Below are 26991 nucleotides of genomic sequence, written 5' to 3' on the forward strand. Positions count from 1 at the left end.
GCTCCCGCGTCGGGAGTGACGCACAATAAGGATCAACAATGAAGAAACTTGCCATCACCTGTGCATTATTGTCTGGCTTCGTGGTAAGCCAGGTTTGGGCAGACGCTGCCGGCGACTTAAAAAGCCGTCTGGATAAAGTCAGCAGCTTCCATGCCAGCTTCACTCAGAAAGTGACCGACGCAAGCGGTAATGCCGTGCAGGACGGGCAGGGCGATTTGTGGGTGAAACGCCCGAATCTGTTCAACTGGCATATGACCCAGCCGGATGAAAGTATTCTGGTATCGGATGGGAAAACGCTGTGGTTCTATAATCCGTTTGTGGAGCAGGCAACCGCGACCTGGCTGAAAAACGCGACCAGTAACACGCCGTTCATGCTGATCGCCCGCAACCAGTCAGCGGACTGGCAGCAATACAACATCAAACAAAACGGCGATGATTTTGTGCTGACGCCGAAAAGCGGTAACGGCAACCTCAAGCAGTTCACAATCAATGTGGGCCGTGACGGTACTATCCATCAGTTCAGCGCCGTTGAGCAAGACGACCAGCGCAGCAGCTATCAGCTGAAGTCGCAGCAGAATGGCGCCGTCGATGCATCTAAGTTCACTTTTACGCCGCCGCAAGGGGTGACGGTGGACGATCAACGTAAGTAGAGGCGAATGTGAGCAACTTTTCGCTCGATTTTTCCGATAATGCATTTCAACCTCTGGCCGCCCGTATGCGGCCAGAAAATTTAGCGCAGTACATTGGCCAGCAGCACCTGCTGGCGCCGGGTAAACCGCTGCCGCGGGCGATTGAGGCAGGGCATCTGCACTCGATGATCCTGTGGGGGCCGCCGGGCACGGGTAAAACTACCCTTGCGGAAGTGATCGCTCGCTACGCCAATGCTGATGTCGAGCGTATCTCGGCTGTTACATCTGGCGTCAAAGAGATCCGCGAAGCTATAGAACGTGCGCGGCAAAATCGCAACGCTGGTCGACGCACTATCCTGTTTGTTGATGAAGTGCATCGTTTTAATAAAAGTCAGCAGGATGCCTTTCTACCGCACATCGAAGACGGCACTATTACTTTTATTGGCGCGACGACCGAAAACCCGTCATTTGAACTTAATTCCGCTTTGCTCTCCCGCGCTCGCGTCTACTTGCTCAAATCATTGACCACGGACGATATCGAGCAGGTGCTCAACCAGGCGATGAGCGATAAAGCGCGAGGCTACGGTGGGCAAGATATTATCCTGCCGGATGAAACCCGCAAGGCGATTGCCGAGCTGGTCAACGGCGATGCGCGCCGGGCGTTGAACACGCTGGAAATGATGGCCGATATGGCTGAAAACGACGATTCGGGCAAGCGAGTGCTGAGAGCGGAACTGCTTACCGAAATTGCCGGCGAGCGTAGCGCGCGTTTTGATAATAAAGGCGACCGTTTTTACGATCTTATATCCGCGTTACATAAGTCCGTGCGCGGTAGCGCGCCGGATGCGGCGCTGTACTGGTACGCACGGATTATTACCGCAGGCGGCGATCCGTTGTATGTTGCTCGCCGTTGTCTGGCTATCGCGTCTGAGGATGTCGGCAACGCCGATCCTCGCGCCATGCAGGTAGCCATTTCCGCGTGGGATTGTTTTACTCGCGTTGGGCCGGCGGAAGGTGAGCGGGCTATCGCTCAGGCGATTGTTTATCTGGCCTGTGCGCCGAAGAGCAACGCGGTCTACACCGCCTTTAAGGCCGCGCTGGCCGATGCCCGCGATCGCCCTGATTACGACGTGCCGGTACATTTACGCAATGCGCCGACCAAACTCATGAAAGAAATGGGCTATGGCCAGGAGTACCGCTACGCGCACGATGAACCTAACGCCTACGCCGCTGGCGAGCAGTATTTCCCGCAGGAAATGGCGCAAACGCGCTATTATCAGCCAACAAACAGGGGGCTCGAGGGCAAAATCGCTGAAAAGCTCGCCTGGCTTGCCGAACTGGATCAAAATAGCCAGATAAAACGCTACCGCTAATTGTGGCGTTGCGGTAAGGTTATTACCTCTATTTCCGTGGTCGTAGTTTGCGGCCACTTTTCCTATTTAAATTCGATAAGCACAGGATAAGCATGCTCGATCCCAATCTGCTGCGTACCGAGCCAGACGCAGTCGCAGAAAAACTGGCACGCCGGGGCTTTAAGCTGGATGTAGATAAACTGCGCGCTCTTGAAGAGCGTCGTAAAGTTCTGCAGGTTCAAACCGAAAACCTGCAGGCGGAGCGTAACTCCCGATCGAAATCCATTGGCCAGGCGAAAGCGCGCGGGGAAGATATCGAGCCATTACGCCTGGAAGTGAACAAGCTTGGCGAACAGCTGGATGCCGCAAAGTCCGAGCTGGAAACGCTGCTGGCGGAAATTCGCGATATCGCGCTGGCGATCCCGAATATTCCTCACGATGACGTGCCGGTGGGCCGTGACGAAAACGACAACGTTGAAGTCAGCCGCTGGGGTACGCCGCGTCAGTTCGATTTCGAGGTGCGCGACCACGTTACGCTGGGTGAAATGCACGGGGGGCTGGACTTCGCCGCCGCCGTTAAGCTAACCGGTTCCCGTTTCGTGGTGATGAAAGGCCAGCTGGCTCGCCTGCACCGCGCGCTGGCGCAGTTTATGCTGGATCTGCACACCGAACAGCACGGCTATAGCGAGAACTATGTTCCTTATCTGGTGAACCAGGACACGCTGTATGGTACTGGCCAGTTGCCGAAATTCGCCGGCGACCTGTTCCATACTCGTCCGCTGGAAGAAGAAGCCGATAGCAGCAACTACGCGTTGATTCCGACCGCCGAAGTGCCGTTGACCAACCTGGTCCGCGACGAAATCATCGACGAAGACGATCTGCCGATTAAAATGACCGCCCATACTCCGTGCTTCCGTTCTGAAGCGGGTTCCTATGGTCGTGATACTCGCGGTCTGATCCGTATGCACCAGTTCGACAAAGTTGAAATGGTGCAGATTGTACGTCCGGAAGACTCCATGGCGGCGCTGGAAGAGATGACCGGCCACGCTGAGAAGGTTCTGCAACTGCTGGGTCTGCCGTACCGTAAGGTGGCGCTGTGCACCGGCGATATGGGCTTCAGCGCCTGTAAAACCTATGACCTCGAAGTGTGGGTTCCGGCGCAGGATACCTATCGCGAAATTTCTTCCTGCTCCAACGTCTGGGATTTCCAGGCACGTCGTATGCAGGCGCGTTGCCGCAGCAAGTCCGACAAAAAGACTCGTCTCGTTCATACCCTGAATGGTTCTGGTCTGGCGGTTGGCCGTACGCTGGTTGCGGTGATGGAAAACTATCAGCAGGCCGATGGCCGTATCGAGATCCCGGAAGTTCTGCGCCCGTATATGCGTGGCCTCGAATATATCGGTTAATCTTTTCTGCTCTTTCCTTAAAAGCGCCTGCGGGCGCTTTTTTTATATCCTTATTGATACCGGGCAATAATCCATTCAGTGAATCCGGTGATACTCCCTTTGGATTAATACAGCATAAAAAGCCAATAAAATCCGATATATATAAAATTATATAACGATTGTCAGCTTATTGTGAGCAACCAAAGCGAGTATCTATGAAAATCAAAGCCCCCGATTGCTTTACTGGCTGCCGAAGTTAGCCGACGTGGTTTAATGAAAACCACGGCGATAGGCGGCCTGGCGATGGCCAGCAACGCATTGACCTTGCCCTTCACGCGTATTGCGCACGCCGCTGATACGCTGGCGCCAGTGAGTGAGAAAGTGGTCTGGAGCGCCTGCACCGTAAACTGCGGCAGCCGCTGTCCGCTGCGCATGCACGTGGTTGATGGTGCGATTAAGTACGTAGAAACCGATAATACCGGCGATGATAACTACGACGGTCTGCATCAGGTTCGCGCCTGTCTGCGAGGCCGCTCTATGCGCCGTCGGGTCTATAACCCTGACCGGCTGAAATATCCGATGAAGCGCGTCGGCAAACGCGGTGAAGGAAAATTCGAACAAATTAGCTGGGAAGAGGCGTTCGACACTATCGCCAGCAATATGCAGCGCCTGATTAAAGATTATGGCAACGAATCTATCTATCTGAACTACGGAACCGGTACGCTCGGCGGGACTCTGACTCGTTCCTGGCCGCCAGGAAAAACGCTGATTGCTCGTCTGATGAACTGCTGCGGCGGCTATCTCAATCATTATGGCGACTATTCATCGGCGCAGATTGCGGCTGGTTTGAATTACACCTATGGCGGTTGGGCCGATGGCAATAGCCCGTCGGATATCGAAAACAGTCAGTTGGTGGTGCTGTTTGGCAATAACCCTGGCGAAACGCGCATGAGCGGCGGCGGGGTGACTTACTACCTTGAGCAGGCGCGGCAGAAATCCAATGCCCGCATGATCATTATCGATCCGCGTTATACCGACACCGGCGCCGGGCGTGAAGATGAATGGATCCCGATTCGACCGGGAACCGACGCGGCGCTCATTTCAGCGCTGGCTTGGGTGATGATTACTGAAAATCTGGTCGATCAGCCCTTCCTCGATAAATACTGCGTCGGCTACGACGAGAAAACCCTGCCTGCCGATGCGCCGGCGAATGGACATTATAAAGCTTACATCCTTGGCCAGGGTTCCGACGGTATCGCTAAAACGCCGGAGTGGGCATCCACCATTACCGGGATCCCGCGTGAGCGCATTGTGAAGCTGGCTCGCGAGATAGCGACGGCGAAACCGGCGTATATCAGCCAGGGGTGGGGGCCTCAGCGTCACGCCAACGGCGAAATCGCCACCCGCGCCATCTCCATGCTCGCCATTCTGACCGGCAACGTTGGGATCAATGGCGGCAATAGCGGCGCGCGTGAAGGTTCATATAGCCTGCCGTTCGAGCGCATGCCGACGCTGGAAAACCCGGTAGAGACCAGCATCTCTATGTTTATGTGGACCGACGCGATTGAACGTGGTCCGGAAATGACCGCGCTGCGTGATGGCGTACGCGGCAAAGATAAGCTCGACGTGCCGATCAAGATGATCTGGAACTACGCGGGGAACTGCCTTATCAACCAACACTCCGAGATCAACCGCACCCACGAAATCCTGCAGGACGATAAGAAGTGCGAAATGATCGTGGTCATCGACTGCCACATGACGTCGTCTGCGAAATACGCCGATATTCTGCTGCCGGACTGTACCGCCTCTGAGCAGATGGACTTCGCGCTGGACGCCTCCTGCGGCAATATGTCCTATGTGATCTTTGCCGACCAGGCAATCAAACCGCGTTTCGAATGCAAAACCATCTATGAGATGACCACCGAGTTGGCGAAACGCATGGGGGTAGCGGAGAAGTTTACCGAAGGCCGGACTCAGGAAGGCTGGATGCGCTATTTGTATGAGCAGTCGCGTAAAGCGATTCCCGAACTGCCGGATTTCGATACTTTCCGCCAGCAGGGCATCTTCAAGCAGCGTGACCCGCAAGGTCATCATGTGGCGTATAAAGCCTTCCGTGACGATCCGCAGGCCAACCCACTGACCACGCCATCGGGCAAAATCGAGATCTATTCCCAGGAGCTCGCTAAAATCGCCGCGACCTGGGAGCTGCCGGAAGGCGATGTCATCGATCCGCTGCCGATCTACACTCCTGGGTTTGAAAATTACAATGATCCGTTGACTGCTAAATATCCGTTACAGCTGACGGGATTCCACTACAAGTCTCGCGTCCACTCAACTTATGGCAACGTTGATGTCCTGCAGGCAGCCTGCCGTCAGGAGATGTGGATTAACCCGATCGATGCGCACAAACGCGGCATCGCCAACGGCGATCGCATTCGCATTTTCAACGACCGCGGCGAAGTCCATATCGAAGCGAAAGTGACGCCGCGTATGATGCCGGGCGTTGTCGCGTTGGGCGAGGGCGCCTGGTATAACCCGGACGCCTCACGCGTGGATCAGGCCGGCAGCATTAACGTGCTGACCACCCAACGTCCGTCGCCGTTGGCGAAAGGCAACCCATCGCATACCAACCTCGTCCAGGTTGAAAAGCTGTAAGGAGTAACCGATGACAACTCAGTATGGATTTTTTATCGATTCCGCCCGTTGCACCGGTTGCAAAACCTGCGAGCTGGCCTGTAAAGACTACAAGAACCTGACGCCGGACGTCAGCTTCCGTCGTATCTATGAATATGCCGGCGGCGACTGGCAGGAGAACAACGGCGTCTGGAATCAGAACGTTTTTGCCTACTACCTTTCCATCGCCTGTAACCACTGCGAAGACCCGGCGTGCACCAAGGTCTGCCCAAGTGGGGCGATGCACAAGCGCGAAGATGGTTTTGTGGTGGTCAATGAAGAGGTGTGCATTGGCTGTCGCTACTGCCATATGGCCTGCCCGTATGGCGCGCCGCAGTACAACGCCGCTAAAGGGCATATGACCAAATGCGACGGCTGTCACGAGCGTGTGGCACAAGGCAAGAAACCGATTTGCGTCGAGTCCTGCCCGCTGCGGGCGCTGGACTTCGGGCCGATTGCCGAACTGCGTGAAAAGCACGGCCAACTGGCCGCCGTGGCGCCGCTGCCGTCGGCGCACTTCACCAGGCCGAGCATTGTGATAAAACCAAACGCCAACAGCCGTCCGTGCGGCGATACCACCGGCTATCTGGCCAATCCGAAGGAGGTCTAAAATGGGAAATGGATGGCATGAATGGCCGCTGATGATTTTCACGGTCTTCGGTCAATGCGTCGCCGGGGGCTTTATCGTTCTCGCGCTGGCGTTGATGAAGGGCGAACTTTCGCGCGAGCAGCAGCGGCGGGTGATAATGAGCATGTTTGGGCTATGGGTGTTAATGGGGATCGGTTTTATCGCCTCCACCATGCACCTTGGTTCGCCAATGCGTGCGTTTAATTCGCTGAACCGCGTTGGCGCATCCTCTTTAAGCAATGAAATAGCCAGCGGCGCGCTTTTCTTCGCCGTCGGCGGGATTGGCTGGCTGCTGACGGTGGTAAATAAACTTCCGTCTGGGCTGCGTAATTTGTGGCTGGTCGTCACCATGATCCTCGGCGTCATCTTTGTCTGGATGATGATCCGCGTATATAACACTATTGATACCGTACCCACCTGGTACACCATCTGGACACCGCTCAACTTCTTCCTGACCCTGTTTATCGGCGGGCCGCTGTTGGGTTACCTGCTGCTACGTGTCGCGGGTGTGGACGGTTGGGCGATGCGTTTATTGCCGGTGATCATGCTGGTGGCGTTGGTGATTAGCGTGACCGTCGCGCTGATTCAGGGCAGCGAGTTGGCGACGATCCATAGTTCAATCCAACAGGCCTCGGCGCTGGTGCCGAATTATGGTTCATTAATGGCATGGCGGACGGTAGCGTTAGTGCTGGCGTTGGTCTGCTGGATTGTACCGCAGCTTAAAGGTTATCAACCCGCATTGCCGCTGCTGGGGTTGGCGTTTGTGCTGGTGCTGGTCGGCGAGATGATTGGCCGCGGCGTATTCTATGGTCTGCATATGACCGTCGGTATGGCTATCGCCAGTTAATAACGTGAAATCACGCCGGAAGCCTATTCCGGCGTGATTAAAAAATGCGGTTGATTCATGAAATTTTTCTACTGATATTCCCACTATAGTTTTCCAATAAATTAATAAAAACAATGGAATAATATAAAGAATAATTCCGTTGCCGTTCCGCTGGATAAAAAACTTCTATCGTTGCCCTGAAAACCGCGTCAGGCCTGAATTCTGGCGGATTGACAATGTTTACAGCAGTGGCATGATGCGCACGAAATCTGAACTTCCTCACGGTTAATACCCATGACCATCTACACTCGCCCAGTGCAAATGTTGCTCTGTGGCCTGCTTCTGTTGACGCTGGCAATCGCGGTTTTAAATACGCTTGTCCCGCTGTGGCTCGCCCATGAAAATATGCCAACCTGGCAGGTTGGGATGGTCGGCTCTTCTTATTTCACCGGTAATCTGGTGGGAACACTATTTGCCGGCTGGGTCATTAAACGTCTGGGGTTTAACCGTAGCTATTATCTGGCGTCATTAATTTTTGCTGTCGGCTGCGTTGGTCTGGGTATTACACTCGGCTTCTGGACATGGCTGAGCTGGCGTTTTATCGCCGGCGTGGGCTGTGCAATGATTTGGGTGGTGGTCGAAAGCGCACTGGTGTGCAGCGGTACTTCCCGCAGCCGCGGTCGACTGCTGGCGGCGTACATGATGGTCTATTACATCGGTACTGTATTGGGCCAACTGATGGTCAGCAAATTACCGACCGATTTAATGAGCGTGCTGCCGTGGGTTACCGGCCTGGCGCTGGCGGCGATCCTGCCGCTGATGTTTACACGTATTATGAGCCAGGCCGACGAGCCGCATGAAACGGTACGTATCTGGCCGATGCTGAAACTGCGTCAGGCACGTCACGGTGTGAATGGCTGCATCATCTCCGGCATCGTGCTTGGTTCACTGTACGGCCTGATGCCGCTGTGGCTAAATCATCAAGGCGTCAGCGATTCGGGTATTGGTTTCTGGATGGCGGTGATGGTTAGCGCAGGTATTCTCGGGCAGTGGCCGGTCGGGCGTCTGGCTGACCGCTATGGCCGCCTGCTGGTGCTGCGCGTGCAGGTCTTTGTGGTGATTCTGGGCTGTCTGGCGATGCTGAGCCAGGCGGCAATGGCGCCAGCGCTTTTTGTGCTCGGCGCATCCGGTTTTACTCTGTATCCGGTGGCGATGGCCTGGGCCTGCGAGAAGGTTGAACACCATCAACTGGTGGCGATGAACCAGGCGCTGCTGATGAGCTATACCATCGGCAGTCTGCTGGGGCCGACCCTGACGGCGATGTTGATGCAGAACTTCTCGGATAATCTGCTGTTTATCATGATCGCCAGCGTATCGTTTATCTATCTGCTGACCCTGCTGCGCAAAGCCGGGCATCATCCGACGCCGGTGGCACACGCGTAACCAATCTGGCGCGCGGCGAAGGCCGCGCGTAGTCCGTTTTGATTAATGAATATTTCTGCGGGCAGACGGTATCGCGCTCATGATGAGGCGTTATCGGCGGGATTGATACTATTATAGTTGCGGGCCGTGGTGAGAGTACCTCCGGCCCGCTGCCGGTTTAGTACATCACCTTATGGCCATATTGCTCCAGGATGCCTTTTACCCGCTCCATGGTCTCTTTCTTCGGTGGGTGTACGCCGTCAAGTTTGTACTCTTCGCCCATTGCCACCCATTTGTGTTTACCCAGCTCATGGTAGGGCAGGAGTTCGATTTTCTCGACGTTACCCATATCGCGGGTAAACTCACCCAGACGATGCGCGGAATCGTCATCATCAGACCAGCCGGGAACCACGACGTAGCGGATCCACACGTTAATCCCTTTCTTCGACAGATACTGTGCGAACTCCAGCGTACGATGGTTAGAAACGCCGACCAGGTTCTGGTGGATTTCATCGTTCATCTGCTTAAGGTCAAGCATCACCAGATCGGTGACTTCCAGCAGCTCGTCAATCACCGGATCGTAGCGACGTACGAAGCCGTTGGTATCCAGGCAGGTGTGGATACCTTCTTTTTTACAGGCGCGGAACCAGTCGCGGACAAATTCAGCCTGCAGGATCGCCTCGCCGCCGGAGGCGGTGACGCCACCGCCGGAAGCATTCATAAAGTGGCGATAGGTCACCACTTCTTTCATCAATTCTTCAACGGTGATTTCTTTACCGCCATGGGTATCCCAGGTGTCGCGGTTATGGCAGTAAAGGCAGCGCATCAGGCAGCCCTGGAAGAAGGTAATAAAGCGGATGCCTGGGCCATCGACGGTGCCACAGGATTCAAAGGAGTGAATACGACCAATAGTTGACATTGCGGTGATATCTCCGGGTTCGGCCCTCCAGGGCCTGTGATGCACAGCTCAAACCGGCTGTGTTAAGTCTGTTTTGACAGGTACCCAAAGTATAGATAACTGGCAAAGCAGGCTGCGGCAGGGAATCACGTGTTAAAAAGGCCCCACTGATGTGGGGCCTTTATTGTACGCTTTTTCAGTCAGACAGGGAATTACATGGTCTGAGTGAAGGTACGGGTAATAACATCCTGCTGCTGTTCTTTAGTCAGGGAGTTAAAACGTACTGCGTAGCCAGATACACGGATGGTCAGCTGCGGATATTTTTCCGGGTTTTCCATCGCGTCGAGCAGCATTTCGCGGTTCATGACGTTCACGTTCAGGTGCTGACCACCTTCGATGGACGCTTCGTGGTGGAAGTAACCATCCATCAGGCCCGCCAGGTTGGTCTTACGAACTTCGTCATCTTTACCCAGCGCGTTCGGCACGATAGAGAAGGTGTAAGAGATACCATCTTTAGCGTAAGCAAACGGCAGTTTAGCAACGGAAGTCAGAGAGGCTACAGCGCCTTTCTGGTCACGGCCGTGCATCGGGTTAGCACCTGGTCCGAACGGCGCGCCAGCGCGACGACCATCTGGGGTGTTACCGGTTTTCTTACCATACACGACGTTAGAAGTGATGGTCAGAACGGACTGAGTCGGGATAGCGTTGCGGTAGGTATGCAGTTTCTGAATTTTCTTCATGAAACGTTCAACCAGGTCAACGGCCATGTCATCGACGCGAGCATCGTTGTTACCAAACTGCGGATATTCGCCTTCGATTTCGAAGTCAACAGCCAGACCGTCTTCGTCACGAATCGGTTTAACTTTCGCATATTTGATAGCAGACAGGGAGTCAGCAGCAACGGACAGACCTGCGATACCACACGCCATGGTGCGGATAACGTCACGGTCGTGCAGCGCCATCAGAGAGGCTTCGTAGCTGTACTTGTCGTGCATGTAATGAATGATGTTCAGCGCGGTGACGTACTGTTTAGCCAGCCAGTCCATGAAGTGATCCATGCGCTCCATAACTTCGTCGAAGTTCAGGACGTCGCCTTTGATCGGTTCAGATTTCGGACCAACCTGCATTTTCAGTTTTTCATCAACGCCGCCGTTGATAGCATACAGCATGGTTTTCGCGAGGTTAGCGCGAGCGCCGAAGAACTGCATTTGTTTACCAACAATCATCGGGCTTACGCAGCATGCGATAGCGTAATCGTCGTTGTTGAAGTCCGGGCGCATCAGGTCATCGTTCTCGTACTGCAGAGAAGAGGTATCGATGGATACTTTAGCGGCGAATTTCTTAAAGCTCAGCGGCAGTTTTTCAGACCACAGGATAGTGATGTTCGGCTCCGGAGACGGCCCCATGGTGTACAGGGTGTTCAGGAAGCGGAAGCTGTTTTTGGTTACCAGAGTACGGCCGTCAACGCCCATACCACCGATAGATTCCGTTGCCCAAATCGGGTCGCCGGAGAACAGTTCATCATATTCCGGGGTACGCAGGAAGCGAACCATACGCAGTTTCATGACCAGGTGGTCAACCATTTCCTGCGCGTCTTGCTCGGTGATTTTACCCGCCTGCAGGTCACGTTCGATGTAGATATCCAGGAAGCTGGAAGTACGACCGAAGGACATTGCCGCGCCGTTCTGAGATTTAACGGCGGCCAGGTAACCGAAGTAGGTCCACTGAATAGCTTCCTGAGCGGTAGTCGCCGGACCGGAGATGTCGTAGCCATATTTAGCCGCCATCTCTTTGATCTGACCCAGCGCGCGATGCTGTTCAGCAATTTCTTCACGCAGACGGATGGTTGCTTCCAGATCTTCGCCGCTTTCCAGTTTCGCCTGCAGCGAGTTGAACTGGGCGAATTTGTCTTTCATCAGGAAGTCGATACCGTACAGCGCAACGCGACGATAGTCACCGATGATACGACCACGGCCGTAAGCATCCGGCAGACCGGTCAGCACGCCGGATTTACGGCAGCGCAGGATGTCCGGGGTATATACGTCGAAAACGCCCTGGTTGTGAGTTTTACGGTACTCGGTGAAGATTTTTTTCAGCATCGGGTCCAGTTCGCGATTGTACGCTTTGCAGGAACCTTCAACCATTTTGATACCGCCGAACGGGATAATCGCACGTTTCAGCGGAGCTTCAGTTTGCAGACCAACGATTTTCTCGAGCGCTTTCTCGATGTAGCCCGCGTCGTGAGAAGTGATGGTGGATGCGAGGGAAGTGTCGAAATCAACAGGCGCGTGAGTGCGGTTTTCCTGTTTAACGCCTTCCATTACGCTGTCCCACAGCTTGGTGGTCGCATCAGTTGCGCCAGCCAGGAAGGATTCGTCACCTTCATATGGGGTGTAGTTTTTCTGGATAAAGTCACGTACGTTGACTTCGTTCTGCCAGTCACCTTTCGCAAAACCTTCCCAGGCTGTGGCTAACTTTTCATTAAGCTCGGACATGTAACACCTACCTTCTTAAGTGGATTTTTTATTTACTGCCTGAGACAACCATTAATGATGATCGTCGCCACGCAGGTAAATGACCCAGTATGTCAACCCAACCAACAAACCACCGCCGATGATGTTTCCGATAGTGACTGGAATCAGGTTATCAGTGATGAAGTTCATAACGGTTAAGTGAGAAAAACTCTCCGGAGTTGAACCGATAGCGGTCCAGAATTCCGGGCTTGCAAAGTTGCGAATTACGATACCCATCGGGATCATAAACATATTAGCGATGCTGTGTTCAAAGCCGCTGGCGACAAACATCGCAACCGGCAACACCATGATCATCGCTTTGTCCATCAGACTGCGGCCGGAGTAACTCATCCAGACAGCCAGACAAACCATCAGGTTCGCCAGGATACCCAGGCAGACGGCTTCAATAAACGTATGGTGCATTTTGTGGTCTGCAGTTTGCAGAACATTTAAGCCCCAGCCGCCGTTGGCCGTCATATACTCGCCGGATAACCACATTAATAATACGAATAGCAGTGCGCCGATGAGGTTTCCAACATAGACGTTAAGCCAGTTTTTTGCCAGCTGACCCCAGGTAATACGCCCGCTGGCTTTCGCCACGACGATCAGTACGGTAGAGGTGAAGAGGTCAGCACCGCAGATAACGCAAAGAATCAGACCTAGTGAGAAGCATACCCCGCCGATAAGTTTGGCAATCCCGAATGGCATTGCGGCGGTACCGGTGGTCGCCGTGATATAAAACACAAAAGCGATGGAGATGAAGACACCGGCGGTAATCGCCAGATAAAACGTCTTCAGCGGATGTTTCGTCGCTTTATAGACACCTGCTTCTTCGGCGACTTTCGCCATCGCGGCAGGGAGTAAAAGATCAAAAGGGTTGTCAGCTTTCACACTAACTCTCTCTTTATATAAGTTGGCGGTGTGATACTAACAAAGCATTATAGAAGGGAATTTGATGTAGATCATATCCTACCGGAGTCATAGGCCCATTTTGCGTGTGGAATTAGCCTGTTATTGGTTTATCTTTTTGATTTTTAATAAAAAACTAAATTTTAATATTTATAAATAATGTTGAAAATTTCCATGGGTGACCATTGATTACGGTTAATTAGAATGGAGTATTTTTATTAAAATTAACAATCTAAATATCACCAAATATTGTTTTTACTTAAAGTTAACTCATGGGCTACAAAATGGCATGGTTTTGGCACAAATCATAAGAAAACGGAGCCGCTGTCGGCTCCGTACGTTATTTTTTACCTATAAAGGGTTATTTGGCCCAGAAGGCCGCTTTTGCACGTTGTAGCTTTTCGTAGGCCTTCAGTAAAGATTGATGCGCCGGGAAAGCGTGCAGATCGCTATCGACCGCCTGCAGGCCATAGAACGGCGCTTCGCCGCTCAGAGCGGCGCTCGCGGCTTCTACTGCATCCGCGCCATACATACGGATGAAGGCATTCAGATACTGTAGCGGCTGGCGTTCTTCTTCCTGGCTAAGCAGCAGCAACGTTTGCAGGCAACGATAATAGTTGGCGCGCTCAGGGCTGAAGATGGAGGCATTGAATTCCATGGTCCACTCCGTCCAAATCAACGCCTGATCCAGGTCGCCGCCGGCCAACGCCAGCATCGCTTTTAGCTCGCCGATGCGCAGGGTATACCAGCCGTTGTCTTTGCCGGTTGCCAGTCCTAACAGCTCGCGTACGCGCGTGAAGTCATCAAGACCTTCGTCGTCCATTTGCTCAATAAGCGCCAGATAATCTTCTTTTTCCCACTCGCTACCCGGCAGGGAGAGAATAGTGTCGCGCAGATGCGCGCCCATGCTGTTGTTTGCAAGCCACAGGTCTTCCGCCGGATAAATATCGGACATCCCTGGAACGATGATTCGGCAGGCATAGACGCTCAGATGTTCGTAGTCGGCGATATAGACTTCTTTATCTTCTGCTTTGAAGATAGCCATCAGGGTGGCGAACTCTTCTTCAGTCGTGCCGGAGAAATTCCAGTCTACAAACGGATAGTCGGCATCCTGTTTGAACATATCCCAGGAGATCAGGCCGCTGGAATCAATGAAGTGAGTTTCCAGGTTGGCGTGCTCGGCGACTTCTTCGTCATCAAAGGTCGGCGGGGTAAAGACGTCGAGGTCTTTCAGGCTGCGGCCCTGTAGCAGTTCGGTGACGGTACGCTCCAGCGCCACGCCGAAATCCGGATGGGCGCCGAAAGAGGCGAAGCAGGTGCCGTTAGCCGGGTTAAACAGAACCACGCAAATAACCGGGTATTTGCCGCCCAATGAGCCATCGTAAGCGAAGATCGGGAAACCTTCAGCTTCAAGTTTAGCGATAGATTCAACGACGCCCGGATAGCGCGCCATTACCTCAGCCGGGATCTCCGGCAGGCTGATACTCTCTGCTATGATACGGTTTTTAATGTGACGCTCAAAGACTTCAGACAAGCCCTGTACGCGCGCTTCATTCGGGGTATTGCCCGCTGACATGCCGTTGGAGACATACAGGTTGCCGACGATATTCATCGGAATATAAACAGTTTCGCCGTCGGATTGACGGGTAAACGGCAGGCCGCAAACGCCGCGCTCGTCATTACCGGATTGCAAATCCACGAGCATGCTGGCGGTCAGCTGATCGTCCGGATCGTAAAAGGCGCGCAGGCGGGCATCCAGCAGGCCTTCCGGTACTTCATCATCTTCGGTCAACGGGAACCACTTTTCGTTCGGATAATGAACAAATGGACCGTTGGCGATGGTTTCGCCTAACCAGAAGTCCGCGAAGAAGTAGTTGGTGGACAGACGTTCGAAATATTCGCCCAGCGCGGAAGCCAGCGCCGCCTTTTTCGTCGCGCCTTTACCATTGGTAAAGCACAGCGCGCACTCTTTATCGCGAATGTGAACGGACCACACGTGTGGTACCGGGTTCAGCCACGAGGCCTCTTCGATATCAAATCCGAGGTCGAGCAGTTTCTGCTGGAAGCGAGCGATGGAATCTTCCAGGGCGGCATCTTTGCCGGGGATAAATGTCTGGGTCATAGCAATTCGTTTATTGTTGGCAGGATGGGCAATGATACGGGTTTTGTAGGTAAGTGGCTATGTCGTTCGCCGCGCTAACGGATAAAAAGAGAAGAGCGGTAAATGGCATGCGGAGAAACTCCACATGCCATCACGAGTTACAGTACTGGTGTACAAATACTAACGATCATGGCCGCGCCGGCAAGGCTGGTGCCAACGATGCCTGCCGCCATCACTGCGAAGCCTGCCCCCAGCGTAAAGGGCCCGGTAATCGCGCCGATGACAATTGTCGGGATACTGACCAGCAAACCAATTGCTGCCGGAATGGATAACAGGCCAAAGCCGCCGCTCACATCAGACATTTCGTTATAGGTTAATTCACGCATAACTATTCCTTTAAAAGTGATTAATACCAGTCTTCATCGGCTGGCTTAAAAATTTTAATGATCTGGAAATGCAGCGGTAAATGGCGATGCTCTCGCGGAAACATAATTCATGAAGAATTAAGATAATATTCAAGTATTAAATGAGTTGACGGATTGCGCTATGGCAAGATCGTTACCTGTGAATGTAGTGGATAACTATTTATGTCGTGGGTCAAAATCCGGAATGGGTGACGGAACGCAGGCTAAAAAGCGATTTTCTTGCAGCAATTATGTCGGTTTAATGACGTCAAGCTGGTTGATTCTTTTGTGTGACGATGGCCTCATTTATGGGCCGCTTAGTTTTACTCGTTGCGGTGTGTGTCACTGAATGATAAAACCGATAGCCACAGGAATAACTTATGCCCGCGACGGTTCGCGTGCAGACAATATAGCAACGTGGTGAGGGGAAATGGCTCAGGTCTATAACTTTAGTTCGGGCCCGGCAATGCTGCCGGCAGAAGTTCTCAAACTGGCGCAACAGGAACTGTGCGACTGGCACGGTCTGGGGACGTCGGTAATGGAAATCAGCCACCGTGGTAAAGAGTTTATCCAGGTGGCTGAAACGGCAGAACAGGATTTCCGCGATCTGCTTAATATCCCTTCCAACTATAAAGTGTTGTTCTGTCATGGCGGCGGTCGCGGCCAGTTTGCCGGGATCCCGTTAAATCTGCTGGGTGACAAAACAACAGCAGATTATGTGGATGCTGGCTACTGGGCGGCGAGCGCAGTGAAAGAAGCGCAAAAATACTGCACGCCAAACGTTATTGATGCGAAAACCACCGTTGACGGCCTGCGAGCCGTTAAACCGATGAGCGAATGGCAGTTGACGCCGGGCGCGGCTTACCTGCACTACTGCCCCAATGAAACCATCGACGGTATCGCTATCCACGAAACGCCAAACTTTGGCGATGATGTGGTCGTCACCGCGGATTACTCCTCCAGTATTCTATCGCATGAGCTTGACGTCAGCCGCTATGGCGTGATTTACGCTGGCGCGCAGAAGAATATCGGCCCGGCAGGGTTAACGCTGGTTATCGTGCGTGAAGATCTGCTGGGTAAAGCCAGCGTCGCCTGCCCATCGATCCTTGATTACACCGTGCTGAACGCCAATGATTCAATGTTCAACACGCCGCCGACCTTCGCCTGGTATCTGGCGGGGCTGGTATTTAAATGGCTGAAAGAGCAGGGCGGCGTCGCTGCGATGGATAAAATCAACCAGCAGAAGGCTGAATTGCTGTATGGCGTGATTGATAATAGCGATTTCTATCGTAACGATGTTGCCGCGGCCAACCGCTCGCGGATGAATGTGCCGTTCCAACTGGCGGATAGCGCGCTGGACAAACTGTTCCTTGAAGAATCTTTTGCGGCTGGTCTGCATGCGCTGAAGGGCCACCGCGTGGTGGGCGGTATGCGTGCTTCTATATACAATGCGATGCCGCTGGCCGGCGTCAAGGCGCTTACCGACTTCATGCAGGACTTTGAACGTCGTCGCGGCTAATTGCTGAGCGCTTATTTTCATCCCCGCGGCCGGTCTGCGGGGTTTTTATTCTGTTTTTTTGAGAGTCGAGTTTCATGGAATCCCTGACGTTACAACCCATTGCGCGCGTTGATGGCACCGTAAACCTACCCGGGTCAAAAAGTGTTTCTAACCGCGCTTTGCTGCTGGCGGCATTAGCCCACGGCACCACCGTGCTGACCAATTTGCTGGACAGCGATGATGTTCGCCACATGCTTAATGCGCTTAACGCCCTGGGAGTTCACTATACCCTGTCCGCCGATCGTACTCGCTGTGAAGTCACCGGCAACGGCGGTCCGCTTCAGGCCAGCGGCGCGCTGGAGTTGTTTCTCGGTAATGCTGGTACGGCGATGCGCCCACTGGCGGCGGCGTTGTGCCTCGGCGACAACGATATTGTGCTGACCGGCGAACCGCGAATGAAAGAGCGACCGATAGGCCACCTGGTCGATGCGTTACGCCAGGGGAGCGCGCAAATTGAGTATCTGGAGCAGGAAAACTATCCGCCTCTGCGCCTGCGCGGCGGTTTCAACGGCGGCCAGGTGGAAGTCGATGGCAGCGTCTCCAGCCAGTTCCTTACCGCTTTACTGATGACTGCGCCGCTGGCGCCGCAGGACACGACGATCGCGATTAAAGGCGACCTGGTGTCCAAACCTTACATCGACATCACGCTGCACCTGATGAAAACCTTTGGCGTTGACGTTGAAAACCACAACTACCAGCGCTTTGTCGTACGCGGCAAGCAACAGTATCAGTCGCCGGGCGACTATCTGGTGGAAGGTGATGCCTCTTCAGCCTCGTATTTCCTTGCTGCCGGCGCGATTAAAGGCGGTACGGTAAAAGTGACCGGGATTGGCCGCAATAGCGTTCAGGGCGACATTCGCTTTGCCGATGTGCTGGAAAAAATGGGCGCGACAATTACCTGGGGCGACGATTTCATCGCCTGTACCCGCGGTGAGCTGAATGCTGTCGATATGGATATGAACCATATCCCGGATGCTGCAATGACCATCGCCACTGCGGCGCTATTCGCGAAAGGCACCACGGTTCTACGCAATATTTACAACTGGCGGGTGAAAGAGACCGACCGCCTGTTCGCGATGGCCACTGAACTGCGTAAAGTGGGCGCCGAAGTAGAAGAGGGCGAAGATTATATTCGTATTACGCCGCCTGAGACGCTGAAATTTGCTGAAATCGGTACTTACAACGATCACCGCATGGCGATGTGCTTCTCGCTGGTGGCCTTATCGGCGACACCGGTCACTATCCTTGATCCGAAATGCACGGCGAAAACGTTCCCGGATTATTTCGAGCAGTTGGCGCGAATTAGTACCCTCGCGTAAAGTCTGTTCTGTCCTTTAAGGTAAAGCTTTGTCATCTTGCGGGCTGGTATTCTGCCAGCCCGCTATAATTGCGCAATTCTTCTACATTTAATTTCTTCTATTCCGTAATTTGCAAGCAATGCTCACTTTCTGGCGCATTGATGCGTATAATGCGCGGCGTTTATATTCATGCGCCTTGCTGAAGGAGAAAAAGATGACGGCAAATGTTCCGGTAATCACCATTGATGGACCTGGCGGTGCGGGTAAGGGCACGTTGTGCAAGGCAATGGCGGAAGCGCTTGGCTGGCATCTGCTGGATTCCGGGGCCATTTACCGCGTTCTTGCGCTGGCAGCCTTACATCATCACGTAGACGTCGAGTCAGAAGAGGCGCTGGTTCCGCTGGCAGCTCATCTCGATGTGCGTTTTATTTCTACTGACGGCAACCTGGAAGTGGTGCTGGAAGGCGAGGATGTCAGCGCAGAGATCCGTACCCAGGAAGTGGCCAATACCGCCTCTAAGGTCGCGGCTTTCCCACGTGTACGTGAAGCGCTGCTGCGCCGTCAACGCGCCTTCCGCGAACTGCCTGGCCTGATTGCCGACGGCCGCGATATGGGCACCGTCGTGTTCCCGGATGCGCCGGTTAAAATTTTCCTCGATGCGTCGGCGGAAGAACGTGCCCAGCGCCGCCTGCTACAGTTGCAGGAGAAGGGTTTTAGTGTTAACTTTGAACGTCTTTTGTCCGAGATAAAAGAGCGTGACGATCGCGATCGTAATCGTGCTGTGGCGCCGCTTGTCCCGGCCGCTGATGCATTAGTTCTCGATTCCACTGAACTAAGCATTGAGCAAGTAATTGAAAAAGCGCTACAATATGCGCGCGAAAAACTGGCTATCGCTTAACCGTTAACCGGCAAAGCGTTGCGAGCCTCCGAATTATAGCAGTACCCCCGCAGCAACGGAGTGTTAGCGGGTATGTTAAACAACCCCATCCGGCACGGAGCCAGGTGGACGTTAAATATGAAACCTGAAGATTAAACATGACTGAATCTTTTGCTCAACTATTTGAAGAATCCTTAAAAGAAATCGAAACCCGCCCGGGTTCCATCGTTCGTGGTGTTGTTGTTGCTATCGACAAAGATATCGTACTGGTTGACGCTGGTCTGAAATCTGAGTCCGCCATCCCGGCTGAGCAGTTCAAAAACGCCCAGGGCGAGCTGGAAATCCAGGTTGGTGACGAAGTTGACGTTGCTCTGGATGCAGTAGAAGACGGCTTCGGTGAAACCCTGCTGTCCCGTGAGAAAGCTAAACGTCACGAAGCTTGGATCACGCTGGAAAAAGCTTACGAAGACGCTGAAACTGTAGTCGGTGTTATCAACGGCAAAGTTAAAGGTGGCTTCACTGTTGAGCTGAATGGTATTCGTGCGTTCCTGCCGGGCTCCCTGGTAGACGTTCGTCCGGTGCGCGACACGCTGCACCTGGAAGGCAAAGAGCTTGAATTCAAAGTCATCAAGCTGGACCAGAAACGTAACAACGTCGTTGTTTCTCGTCGTGCCGTTATCGAATCCGAAAACAGCGCAGAGCGCGATCAGCTGCTGGAAAACCTGCAGGAAGGCATGGAAGTCAAAGGTATCGTTAAGAACCTTACTGACTACGGTGCATTCGTTGATCTGGGCGGCGTTGACGGCCTGCTGCACATCACCGATATGGCCTGGAAACGCGTTAAGCATCCGAGCGAAATCGTAAACGTTGGCGACGAAATCACTGTTAAAGTGCTGAAGTTCGACCGCGAGCGTACCCGTGTATCTCTGGGCCTGAAACAGCTGGGCGAAGATCCGTGGGTAGCTATCGCTAAGCGTTATCCGGAAGGTACCAAACTGACCGGTCGCGTGACCAACCTGACCGACTACGGCTGCTTCGTTGAAATCGAAGAAGGCGTTGAAGGCCTGGTTCACGTTTCCGAAATGGATTGGACCAACAAAAACATCCACCCGTCCAAAGTTGTTAACGTTGGCGATGTAGTGGAAGTTATGGTTCTGGATATCGACGAAGAACGTCGTCGTATCTCCCTGGGTCTGAAGCAGTGCAAATCTAACCCATGGCAGCAGTTCGCGGAAACCCACAACAAGGGCGACCGTGTTGAAGGTAAAATCAAGTCTATCACTGACTTCGGTATCTTCATCGGCCTGGACGGCGGCATCGACGGCCTGGTTCACCTGTCTGACATCTCCTGGAACGTTGCAGGCGAAGAAGCAGTTCGTGAATACAAAAAAGGCGACGAAATCGCTGCAGTTGTACTGCAGGTTGACGCAGAACGTGAGCGTATCTCCCTGGGCGTTAAACAGCTGGCGGAAGATCCGTTCAACAACTACGTTGCTCTGAACAAGAAAGGCGCTATCGTAACCGGTAAAGTAACTGCAGTTGACGCTAAAGGCGCAACCGTAGAACTGGCTGACGGCGTTGAAGGTTACCTGCGTGCTTCTGAAGCATCCCGTGACCGCGTTGAAGATGCAACTCTGGTTCTGAGCGTTGGCGACGAAGTTGAAGCTAAATTCACCGGCGTTGATCGTAAAAACCGCGCAATCAGCCTGTCTGTTCGTGCGAAAGACGAAGCTGACGAGAAAGATGCAATCGCAACTGTTAACAAACAGGAAGATGCAAACTTCTCTAACAACGCAATGGCTGAAGCTTTCAAAGCAGCTAAAGGCGAGTAATCTTAGTTATTCAGGCCACAACGGCCTGAATAATGACGAGTTTACTTGACAGATTGCAGGATTCGTCCTGTAATCAAGCACAAAGGGCGGCTACGGCCGCCCTTGTTTAAGCTGTAAGCTAACTTTGCCTTGAAGGAAACCGGAGGAAAAATGACCAAGTCAGAATTGATAGAAAGACTTGCCAGCCAGCAATCTCATATCCCGGCGAAAGCGGTGGAAGATGCTGTTAAAGAAATGCTGGAGCATATGGCCTCAACGCTTGCTCAAGGTGAGCGCATTGAAATCCGCGGTTTCGGCAGCTTCTCTCTGCACTATCGAGCACCTCGCACCGGGCGTAACCCGAAGACTGGCGATAAAGTGGAACTGGAAGGTAAATACGTTCCTCACTTTAAGCCCGGGAAAGAACTACGCGACCGCGCCAATATTTACGAAGAGTAAGTTTTTCCGCATCAGGCAAAGACTTACTTAATAAAAAAGCACCTGAGGGTGCTTTTTTTATGTCTGTTTTTCGCGTCCGCTCGCAAAACTTTTGTTACCTGATAGCAAGCGCCAACATTTCCCGGATAGCGCGACGCAACGCCATTCTTTTATGCATGATCACGGTGGCGAATTGTCTGACACTCCCCGATAACAGGGAGGTGTTATGCGATTACCACATCTGGCAGGCTGCGCCATAATCGGAATTTCGCCGCTGCTTTGGCTACCGGCGCTACCGAATATGCTAAGCGTCTGGTGCTTGATTGGCGCTGCGCTAATCATTGCAACGCTGCGCAAACCTTGCACAACGTATGCCGCATTGACGTTGCTATTTTTCGTATGGGGAATATTACATGCCCGGCAAGCGCTGTGGCCCACTGAGCATATTCCCGGACGCAACCGACAGGCCATTATTGAGCTGGTAGGCGGTGATGGCCTGACGAGCTGGCAAGGTAAGATAATTCGTCTTGAGGGTCGGCGTTTATATCCTGCGGTTGGGATTACCCTCTACGGCAGCGAACTGCCTGAAGCAGGCTGCGTTGGGCAGCGCTGGCTGATGACCATCCGCGCTCGTCCGGTACATGGACAGTTAAATGAGGGCGGCTTCGATAGCCAGCGCTACGCTCTGGCACAGCATCGCCCGCTTAGCGGACGTTTTCTAAATGCCTCATCGCTTGATTCACGTTGCAGCTTCCGGGCTCGCTATCTGGCCTCGTTAAACCGCACACTCGCTAAGTATCCATGGAAAACGGTGATGCTGGGGCTGGGAATGGGGGAGCGCCTGGCAGTTGCGGATGAGATAAAAAGATTAATGCAGGAGACGGGAACCTCCCATTTAATGGCTATCTCCGGCCTGCATATTGCGCTGGGGGCGTCGCTTGGCTGGTTGCTGGTTCGTGGAATACAGTTCTTTCTTCCGTGCCGCTGGATAGGCTGGCGGATACCGCTGCTTGTCGGGTTAGGCTGCGCGCTGTTTTACGCCTGGCTTACCGGCATGCAACCCCCGGCGCTGCGTACCTGTGCGGCCTTAAGCGCAGGATGTCTGTTAAGGCTACAGGCCAGGCGTTGGTCGCCGTGGCAAATCTTTTGCTGTTGTATTGCGGCAATACTGTTGGCTGATCCGCTGGCGATGATTTCAGAAAGCCTGTGGTTATCGGTGTTTGCGGTTGCTGCGTTGATTTTCTGGTATCAGCTTGCGCCGCTTCGCCGGCTCCGCTGTCGTTCACCGTGGCGGCAACTGTTGGCGCTGGGCCACCTGCAATGCGGCCTGATGTTACTGCTGGCGCCGCTGCAGATAGGGCTTTTTCATGGGATTAGCCTGACTTCATTGATAGCAAACCTGGTTGCCGTTCCGCTGGTGACATTTCTGATAGTCCCGCTGATTTTAGCGGCGATGCTACTGCATCTAAGCGGCCCGGTGTTGCTTGAAATGGCGTTATGGCAACTCGCCGATCGTCTGCTGGCAATATTATTCTGGTTCTTACGCCATTTGCCTGCCGGATGGTTATCGCTTGACGAACGGTGGTTGGCGATCAGTGTACTACCGTGGCTGGCGCTCCTGGCATGGCGTTTTCAGGCCTGGCGTCAGATGCCGTTACTCTGTATGAGCGGCGTGGCGCTACTCAGTTGGCCCTTCTGGCGCACCGCGACGCCAGGCGAGTGGAGAGTGACGATGTTGGATGTCGGACAAGGGTTAGCGATAGTCATTGAGCGTCAAGGGGCGGCAATGCTGTACGATACCGGCCCCGCCTGGCCGGGAGGCGATAGCGGCCAGCGACTCATCGTGCCCTGGTTGCGCTGGCGCGGTCTCCATCCGGAAGGGGTCATCCTGAGCCACGAACATCTTGATCATCGCGGTGGTCTGAATGCGCTCATTAAGGCGTGGCCGCATCTCGTGATTCGCAGTCCGCTTAAGCTGCGTGGACATCTACCCTGCCACAGAGGAGAAACCTGGCGCTGGCGAGGGCTTCGATTTCAGGCGCTTTGGCCGTTGCCTGCGGGTGAGCATAAAGGAAACAATGGTTCCTGTGTGGTTAGGGTCGATGACGGCAAGCGCAGCGTTTTACTTACCGGTGATATCGAAATTCCGGCCGAACAGAAAATGATGAGTCATTACTGGCAGCATCTTACGTCTACACTTATTCAGGTTCCGCACCACGGTAGTAATACATCATCCAGTCTGACATTACTGCAGCGGGTAGGAGGAGAGGCGGCCATCGCATCGGCAGCGCGGTACAATGCCTGGAAGATGCCTTCCAGTAAGGTCGTGCAGCGTTATCGCCAACAGGGGTATCTGTGGTTTGATACTCCGCACTCAGGGCAAATTACGCTTATTTTTTCTCCAGATGGTTGGCAAATCCAGAGCTTACGGGATCAACTTTTACCTCGTTGGTATCATCAGTGGTTTGGCGCAGAGGCGTAGAACGGGTAGAATATGCGGCTATTTCAACATAAGCTGGTTTATTGAATGCAGAACGATAAAGATCTCTCCACGTGGCAGACCTTCCGCCGACTTTGGCCGATGATAGCGCCGTTTAAAGCCGGGCTAATCGTAGCGGCCGTGGCGTTGGTGCTTAACGCGGCAAGTGATACCTTCATGTTATCGCTTCTTAAACCGTTATTGGATGATGGTTTTGGTAAAACGGATCGCTCAGTGCTGTTATGGATGCCGCTGGTGGTGATCGGTTTGATGGTGCTTCGCGGCATCAGTAGCTATATCTCGAGCTACTGTATCTCCTGGGTTTCCGGCAAAGTGGTAATGACGATGCGTCGCCGCCTGTTCGGTCATATGATGGGCATGCCCGTCGCCTTCTTCGACAAACAGTCCACCGGGACGTTGCTGTCGCGTATCACTTACGACTCCGAACAGGTTGCTTCATCTTCCTCCAGCGCGTTGATAACCGTAGTGCGTGAAGGGGCCTCAATTATTGGCCTGTTCGCCATGATGTTCTATTACAGCTGGCAATTGTCGCTGATTCTTATCGTGCTGGCGCCGATTGTGTCAGTCGCGATTCGGGTGGTTTCGAAGCGTTTTCGTAATATCAGTAAGAATATGCAGAACACCATGGGGCAGGTGACCACCAGCGCGGAACAGATGCTCAAAGGGCATAAAGAAGTGCTGATGTTCGGCGGTCAGGAAGTCGAAACCAAGCGTTTTGACAAGGTCAGTAATAAGATGCGCCTGCAGGGGATGAAAATGGTCTCCGCGTCCTCTATCTCCGACCCGGTCATTCAGCTGATTGCCTCTCTGGCTCTGGCCTTTGTGCTTTATGCGGCGAGCTTCCCAAGCGTCATGGAAACCCTGACCGCCGGTACCATCACCGTGGTCTTTTCTTCGATGATCGCGCTAATGCGTCCGCTGAAATCCCTGACTAACGTCAACGCGCAGTTCCAGCGTGGGATGGCGGCATGTCAGACGCTGTTCTCCATTCTGGATTCCGAGCAGGAGAAAGATGAAGGCACGCGCGTGATTGAGCGCGCCAAAGGTAACCTGGAGTTCCACAACGTCACCTTTAGCTATCCTGGTCGCGAAGTTGCCGCGCTGCGTAACATTAATCTGAGCATTCCGGAGGGAAAAACCGTTGCGCTGGTAGGGCGTTCCGGCTCAGGTAAATCCACCATCGCCAGCCTGATTACCCGTTTTTACGATGTTGACGAGGGGCAAATTCTGCTGGATGGCCACGATCTGCGCGAGTACAAACTGAGCTCGTTGCGCGATCAGGTGGCGTTGGTTTCGCAAAATGTGCATCTGTTTAATGACACCGTCGCTAATAACATCGCCTATGCGCGTACCGAAGAGTACACCCGTGAGCAAATTGAAGAAGCGGCGCGTATGGCCTATGCGATGGACTTTATCAACAAGATGGATAACGGTCTGGACACGATTATCGGCGAGAATGGCGTCATGCTCTCCGGCGGTCAACGTCAGCGTATCGCTATTGCGCGTGCGCTGCTGCGCAACAGCCCTATCCTGATCCTCGATGAAGCCACCTCGGCGCTGGATACCGAGTCGGAACGTGCGATTCAGGCGGCACTGGATGAACTGCAGAAAAACCGCACTTCACTGGTTATCGCCCACCGCCTGTCAACTATCGAACAGGCTGACGAAATCGTGGTGGTAGAAGATGGCCGCATTGTTGAACGCGGTAGCCATCTGGATCTGCTGGAACATAAAGGCGTTTACGCGCAGCTACACAAGATGCAATTCGGTCAATGATAGCGCGCATCTGGTCCGGCGAATCGCCGCTCTGGCGGCTATTGCTGCCGCTCTCCTGGCTGTATGGCCTGGTGAGCGCTTTCATTCGCCTTAGCTATAAGCTGGGGTGGAAAAAAGCCTGGCGCGCGCCGGTGCCGGTAGTCGTGGTCGGTAACCTGACCGCCGGCGGCAACGGTAAAACGCCGGTGGTGGTGTGGTTGGTGGAGCAACTACAGCAGCGCGGTATTCGCGTCGGCGTGGTGTCTCGCGGTTACGGCGGCAAAGCCGACAGCTATCCGTTGGTTCTGGATGACGCGACCAGTACGGCGCAGGCGGGCGATGAACCGGTGTTGATTCATCAGCGTACCGGCGCGCCGGTAGCGGTTTCTCCGCTGCGAAGTGAGGCGGTAAAAGCGTTATTAGCCGCTCACGATTTACAAATTATCGTCACCGATGACGGTCTGCAGCACTATAAGCTGGCGCGGGATGTAGAAATTGTCGTGATTGACGGTGTACGCCGCTTTGGCAACGGCTGGTGGCTGCCGGCCGGGCCGATGCGCGAGCGCGCATCCCGTTTGCAAAGCGTCGATGCCGTTATCGTCAACGGCGGGGTCGCCCGCCCGGGTGAAATTCCGATGCAGTTGCGTCCCGGCATGGCGGTGAACCTGCTTACCGGCGAGCGTCGCGATGTTGCGACCCTCGATAACGTAGTAGCGATGGCCGGCATTGGCCATCCGCCGCGCTTTTTCGCGACGCTAGAAAACTGCGGCGTGCGGCCGGTGAAAACCGTGGCGCTGGCGGATCATCAGGCGCTGAGTCAAAGCGCTGTCGCCGCATTGGTAACCCCGTCGCAGACGTTGTTGATGACCGAGAAAGACGCGGTAAAATGCCGTGAATTCGCCGCCGCTAACTGGTGGTATCTGCCGGTTGACGCCATAATGACCGATGATCGCGCACAGCGGTTGCTCGCGGACTTAGTGACGCTGGCGCAACGTTAACCTGCGTGCTGGCTTT

General features: G+C 53.7%; 20 protein-coding genes. 15 read left to right on the forward strand and 5 right to left on the reverse strand.

Going from position 1 to position 26991, the window contains the following annotated elements; translation table 11 throughout:
- The first annotated feature begins 38 nt into the window (after positions 1–38).
- The 7 genes from lolA (at position 39) to EAE_RS15375 (ending at position 8936) form a co-directional block, all read left to right on the forward strand.
- Positions 39–650, forward strand: coding sequence for an outer membrane lipoprotein periplasmic chaperone LolA (gene lolA, locus EAE_RS15345; RefSeq protein WP_015367486.1), 612 nt, complete (start codon positions 39–41; stop codon positions 648–650).
- An 8-nt stretch (positions 651–658) separates the two neighbouring features.
- A complete protein-coding gene (gene rarA / locus EAE_RS15350; RefSeq protein ID WP_015704877.1) occupies positions 659–2002 on the forward strand; it encodes a replication-associated recombination protein RarA in 1344 nt (447 codons plus the stop codon).
- Between the two features lie 92 nt (positions 2003–2094).
- Complete coding sequence (serS, locus tag EAE_RS15355; RefSeq protein ID WP_015704878.1) at positions 2095–3387, forward strand: serine--tRNA ligase; 1293 nt, start codon at positions 2095–2097, stop codon at positions 3385–3387.
- Positions 3388–3639: 252 nt separating this feature from the next.
- Positions 3640–6021, forward strand: a complete 2382-nt coding sequence (gene dmsA / locus EAE_RS15360) for a dimethylsulfoxide reductase subunit A (RefSeq protein WP_015704879.1) — start codon at positions 3640–3642, stop codon at positions 6019–6021.
- A 10-nt stretch (positions 6022–6031) separates the two neighbouring features.
- The gene (locus tag EAE_RS15365) at positions 6032–6649 is read left to right on the forward strand and encodes a DMSO/selenate family reductase complex B subunit (protein ID WP_015704880.1); all 618 of its coding nucleotides are present in this window, start codon (positions 6032–6034) and stop codon (positions 6647–6649) included.
- 1 nt (position 6650) lies between these two features.
- Positions 6651–7514 carry a dimethyl sulfoxide reductase anchor subunit family protein gene (locus EAE_RS15370; protein WP_015704881.1) on the forward strand — a complete coding sequence of 288 codons (864 nt, stop codon included), beginning with the start codon at positions 6651–6653 and terminating at the stop codon, positions 7512–7514.
- 273 nt (positions 7515–7787) lie between these two features.
- Entirely contained in the window at positions 7788–8936 is a 1149-nt protein-coding gene (locus tag EAE_RS15375; protein WP_015367480.1) for an MFS transporter, read from the forward strand.
- Between the two features lie 157 nt (positions 8937–9093).
- On the opposite strand, the gene pflA is transcribed toward EAE_RS15375, so the two are convergent.
- From pflA to EAE_RS15400, 5 genes are all read right to left on the reverse strand, one after another.
- Entirely contained in the window at positions 9094–9834 is a 741-nt protein-coding gene (gene pflA, locus EAE_RS15380; protein WP_015367479.1) for a pyruvate formate lyase 1-activating protein, read from the reverse strand.
- Between the two features lie 191 nt (positions 9835–10025).
- Complete coding sequence (pflB, locus tag EAE_RS15385) at positions 10026–12308, reverse strand: formate C-acetyltransferase (protein ID WP_015367478.1); 2283 nt, start codon at positions 12306–12308, stop codon at positions 10026–10028.
- A gap of 51 nt (positions 12309–12359) precedes the next feature.
- Positions 12360–13217, reverse strand: a complete 858-nt coding sequence (focA, locus tag EAE_RS15390) for a formate transporter FocA (protein WP_015367477.1) — start codon at positions 13215–13217, stop codon at positions 12360–12362.
- Positions 13218–13596: 379 nt separating this feature from the next.
- Positions 13597–15357: a 30S ribosomal protein S12 methylthiotransferase accessory factor YcaO gene (ycaO, locus tag EAE_RS15395; protein WP_015367476.1), complete on the reverse strand. Its 1761-nt coding sequence runs from the start codon at positions 15355–15357 to the stop codon at positions 13597–13599.
- A gap of 137 nt (positions 15358–15494) precedes the next feature.
- Positions 15495–15722: a hypothetical protein gene (locus EAE_RS15400; RefSeq protein WP_015704882.1), complete on the reverse strand. Its 228-nt coding sequence runs from the start codon at positions 15720–15722 to the stop codon at positions 15495–15497.
- Between the two features lie 448 nt (positions 15723–16170).
- Between EAE_RS15400 and serC the strand changes: the two genes are divergently transcribed.
- The 8 genes from serC (at position 16171) to lpxK (ending at position 26975) form a co-directional block, all read left to right on the forward strand.
- On the forward strand, positions 16171–17259 hold the full coding sequence (gene serC, locus EAE_RS15405) for a 3-phosphoserine/phosphohydroxythreonine transaminase (protein WP_015704883.1): 1089 nt from the start codon (positions 16171–16173) through the stop codon (positions 17257–17259).
- Positions 17260–17333: 74 nt separating this feature from the next.
- Complete coding sequence (gene aroA / locus EAE_RS15410; RefSeq protein ID WP_015704884.1) at positions 17334–18617, forward strand: 3-phosphoshikimate 1-carboxyvinyltransferase; 1284 nt, start codon at positions 17334–17336, stop codon at positions 18615–18617.
- Between the two features lie 193 nt (positions 18618–18810).
- Positions 18811–19494 carry a (d)CMP kinase gene (gene cmk, locus EAE_RS15415; protein ID WP_015367471.1) on the forward strand — a complete coding sequence of 228 codons (684 nt, stop codon included), beginning with the start codon at positions 18811–18813 and terminating at the stop codon, positions 19492–19494.
- A gap of 137 nt (positions 19495–19631) precedes the next feature.
- A complete protein-coding gene (gene rpsA, locus EAE_RS15420) occupies positions 19632–21305 on the forward strand; it encodes a 30S ribosomal protein S1 (RefSeq protein ID WP_015367470.1) in 1674 nt (557 codons plus the stop codon).
- Positions 21306–21455: 150 nt separating this feature from the next.
- Positions 21456–21743: an integration host factor subunit beta gene (gene ihfB, locus EAE_RS15425; RefSeq protein WP_004100704.1), complete on the forward strand. Its 288-nt coding sequence runs from the start codon at positions 21456–21458 to the stop codon at positions 21741–21743.
- A 205-nt stretch (positions 21744–21948) separates the two neighbouring features.
- Positions 21949–24204: a ComEC family protein gene (locus EAE_RS15430; protein ID WP_015704885.1), complete on the forward strand. Its 2256-nt coding sequence runs from the start codon at positions 21949–21951 to the stop codon at positions 24202–24204.
- Positions 24205–24249: 45 nt separating this feature from the next.
- Positions 24250–25998: a lipid A ABC transporter ATP-binding protein/permease MsbA gene (gene msbA / locus EAE_RS15435; RefSeq protein ID WP_015704886.1), complete on the forward strand. Its 1749-nt coding sequence runs from the start codon at positions 24250–24252 to the stop codon at positions 25996–25998.
- On the forward strand, positions 25995–26975 hold the full coding sequence (gene lpxK / locus EAE_RS15440; protein WP_015704887.1) for a tetraacyldisaccharide 4'-kinase: 981 nt from the start codon (positions 25995–25997) through the stop codon (positions 26973–26975). The genes msbA and lpxK overlap by 4 nt, the downstream gene beginning before the upstream one ends.
- Positions 26976–26991 lie beyond the last annotated feature (16 nt).

Origin of the sequence: Klebsiella aerogenes KCTC 2190, assembly GCF_000215745.1 — a bacterium.
GTDB classification, from domain to species: domain Bacteria; phylum Pseudomonadota; class Gammaproteobacteria; order Enterobacterales; family Enterobacteriaceae; genus Klebsiella; species Klebsiella aerogenes.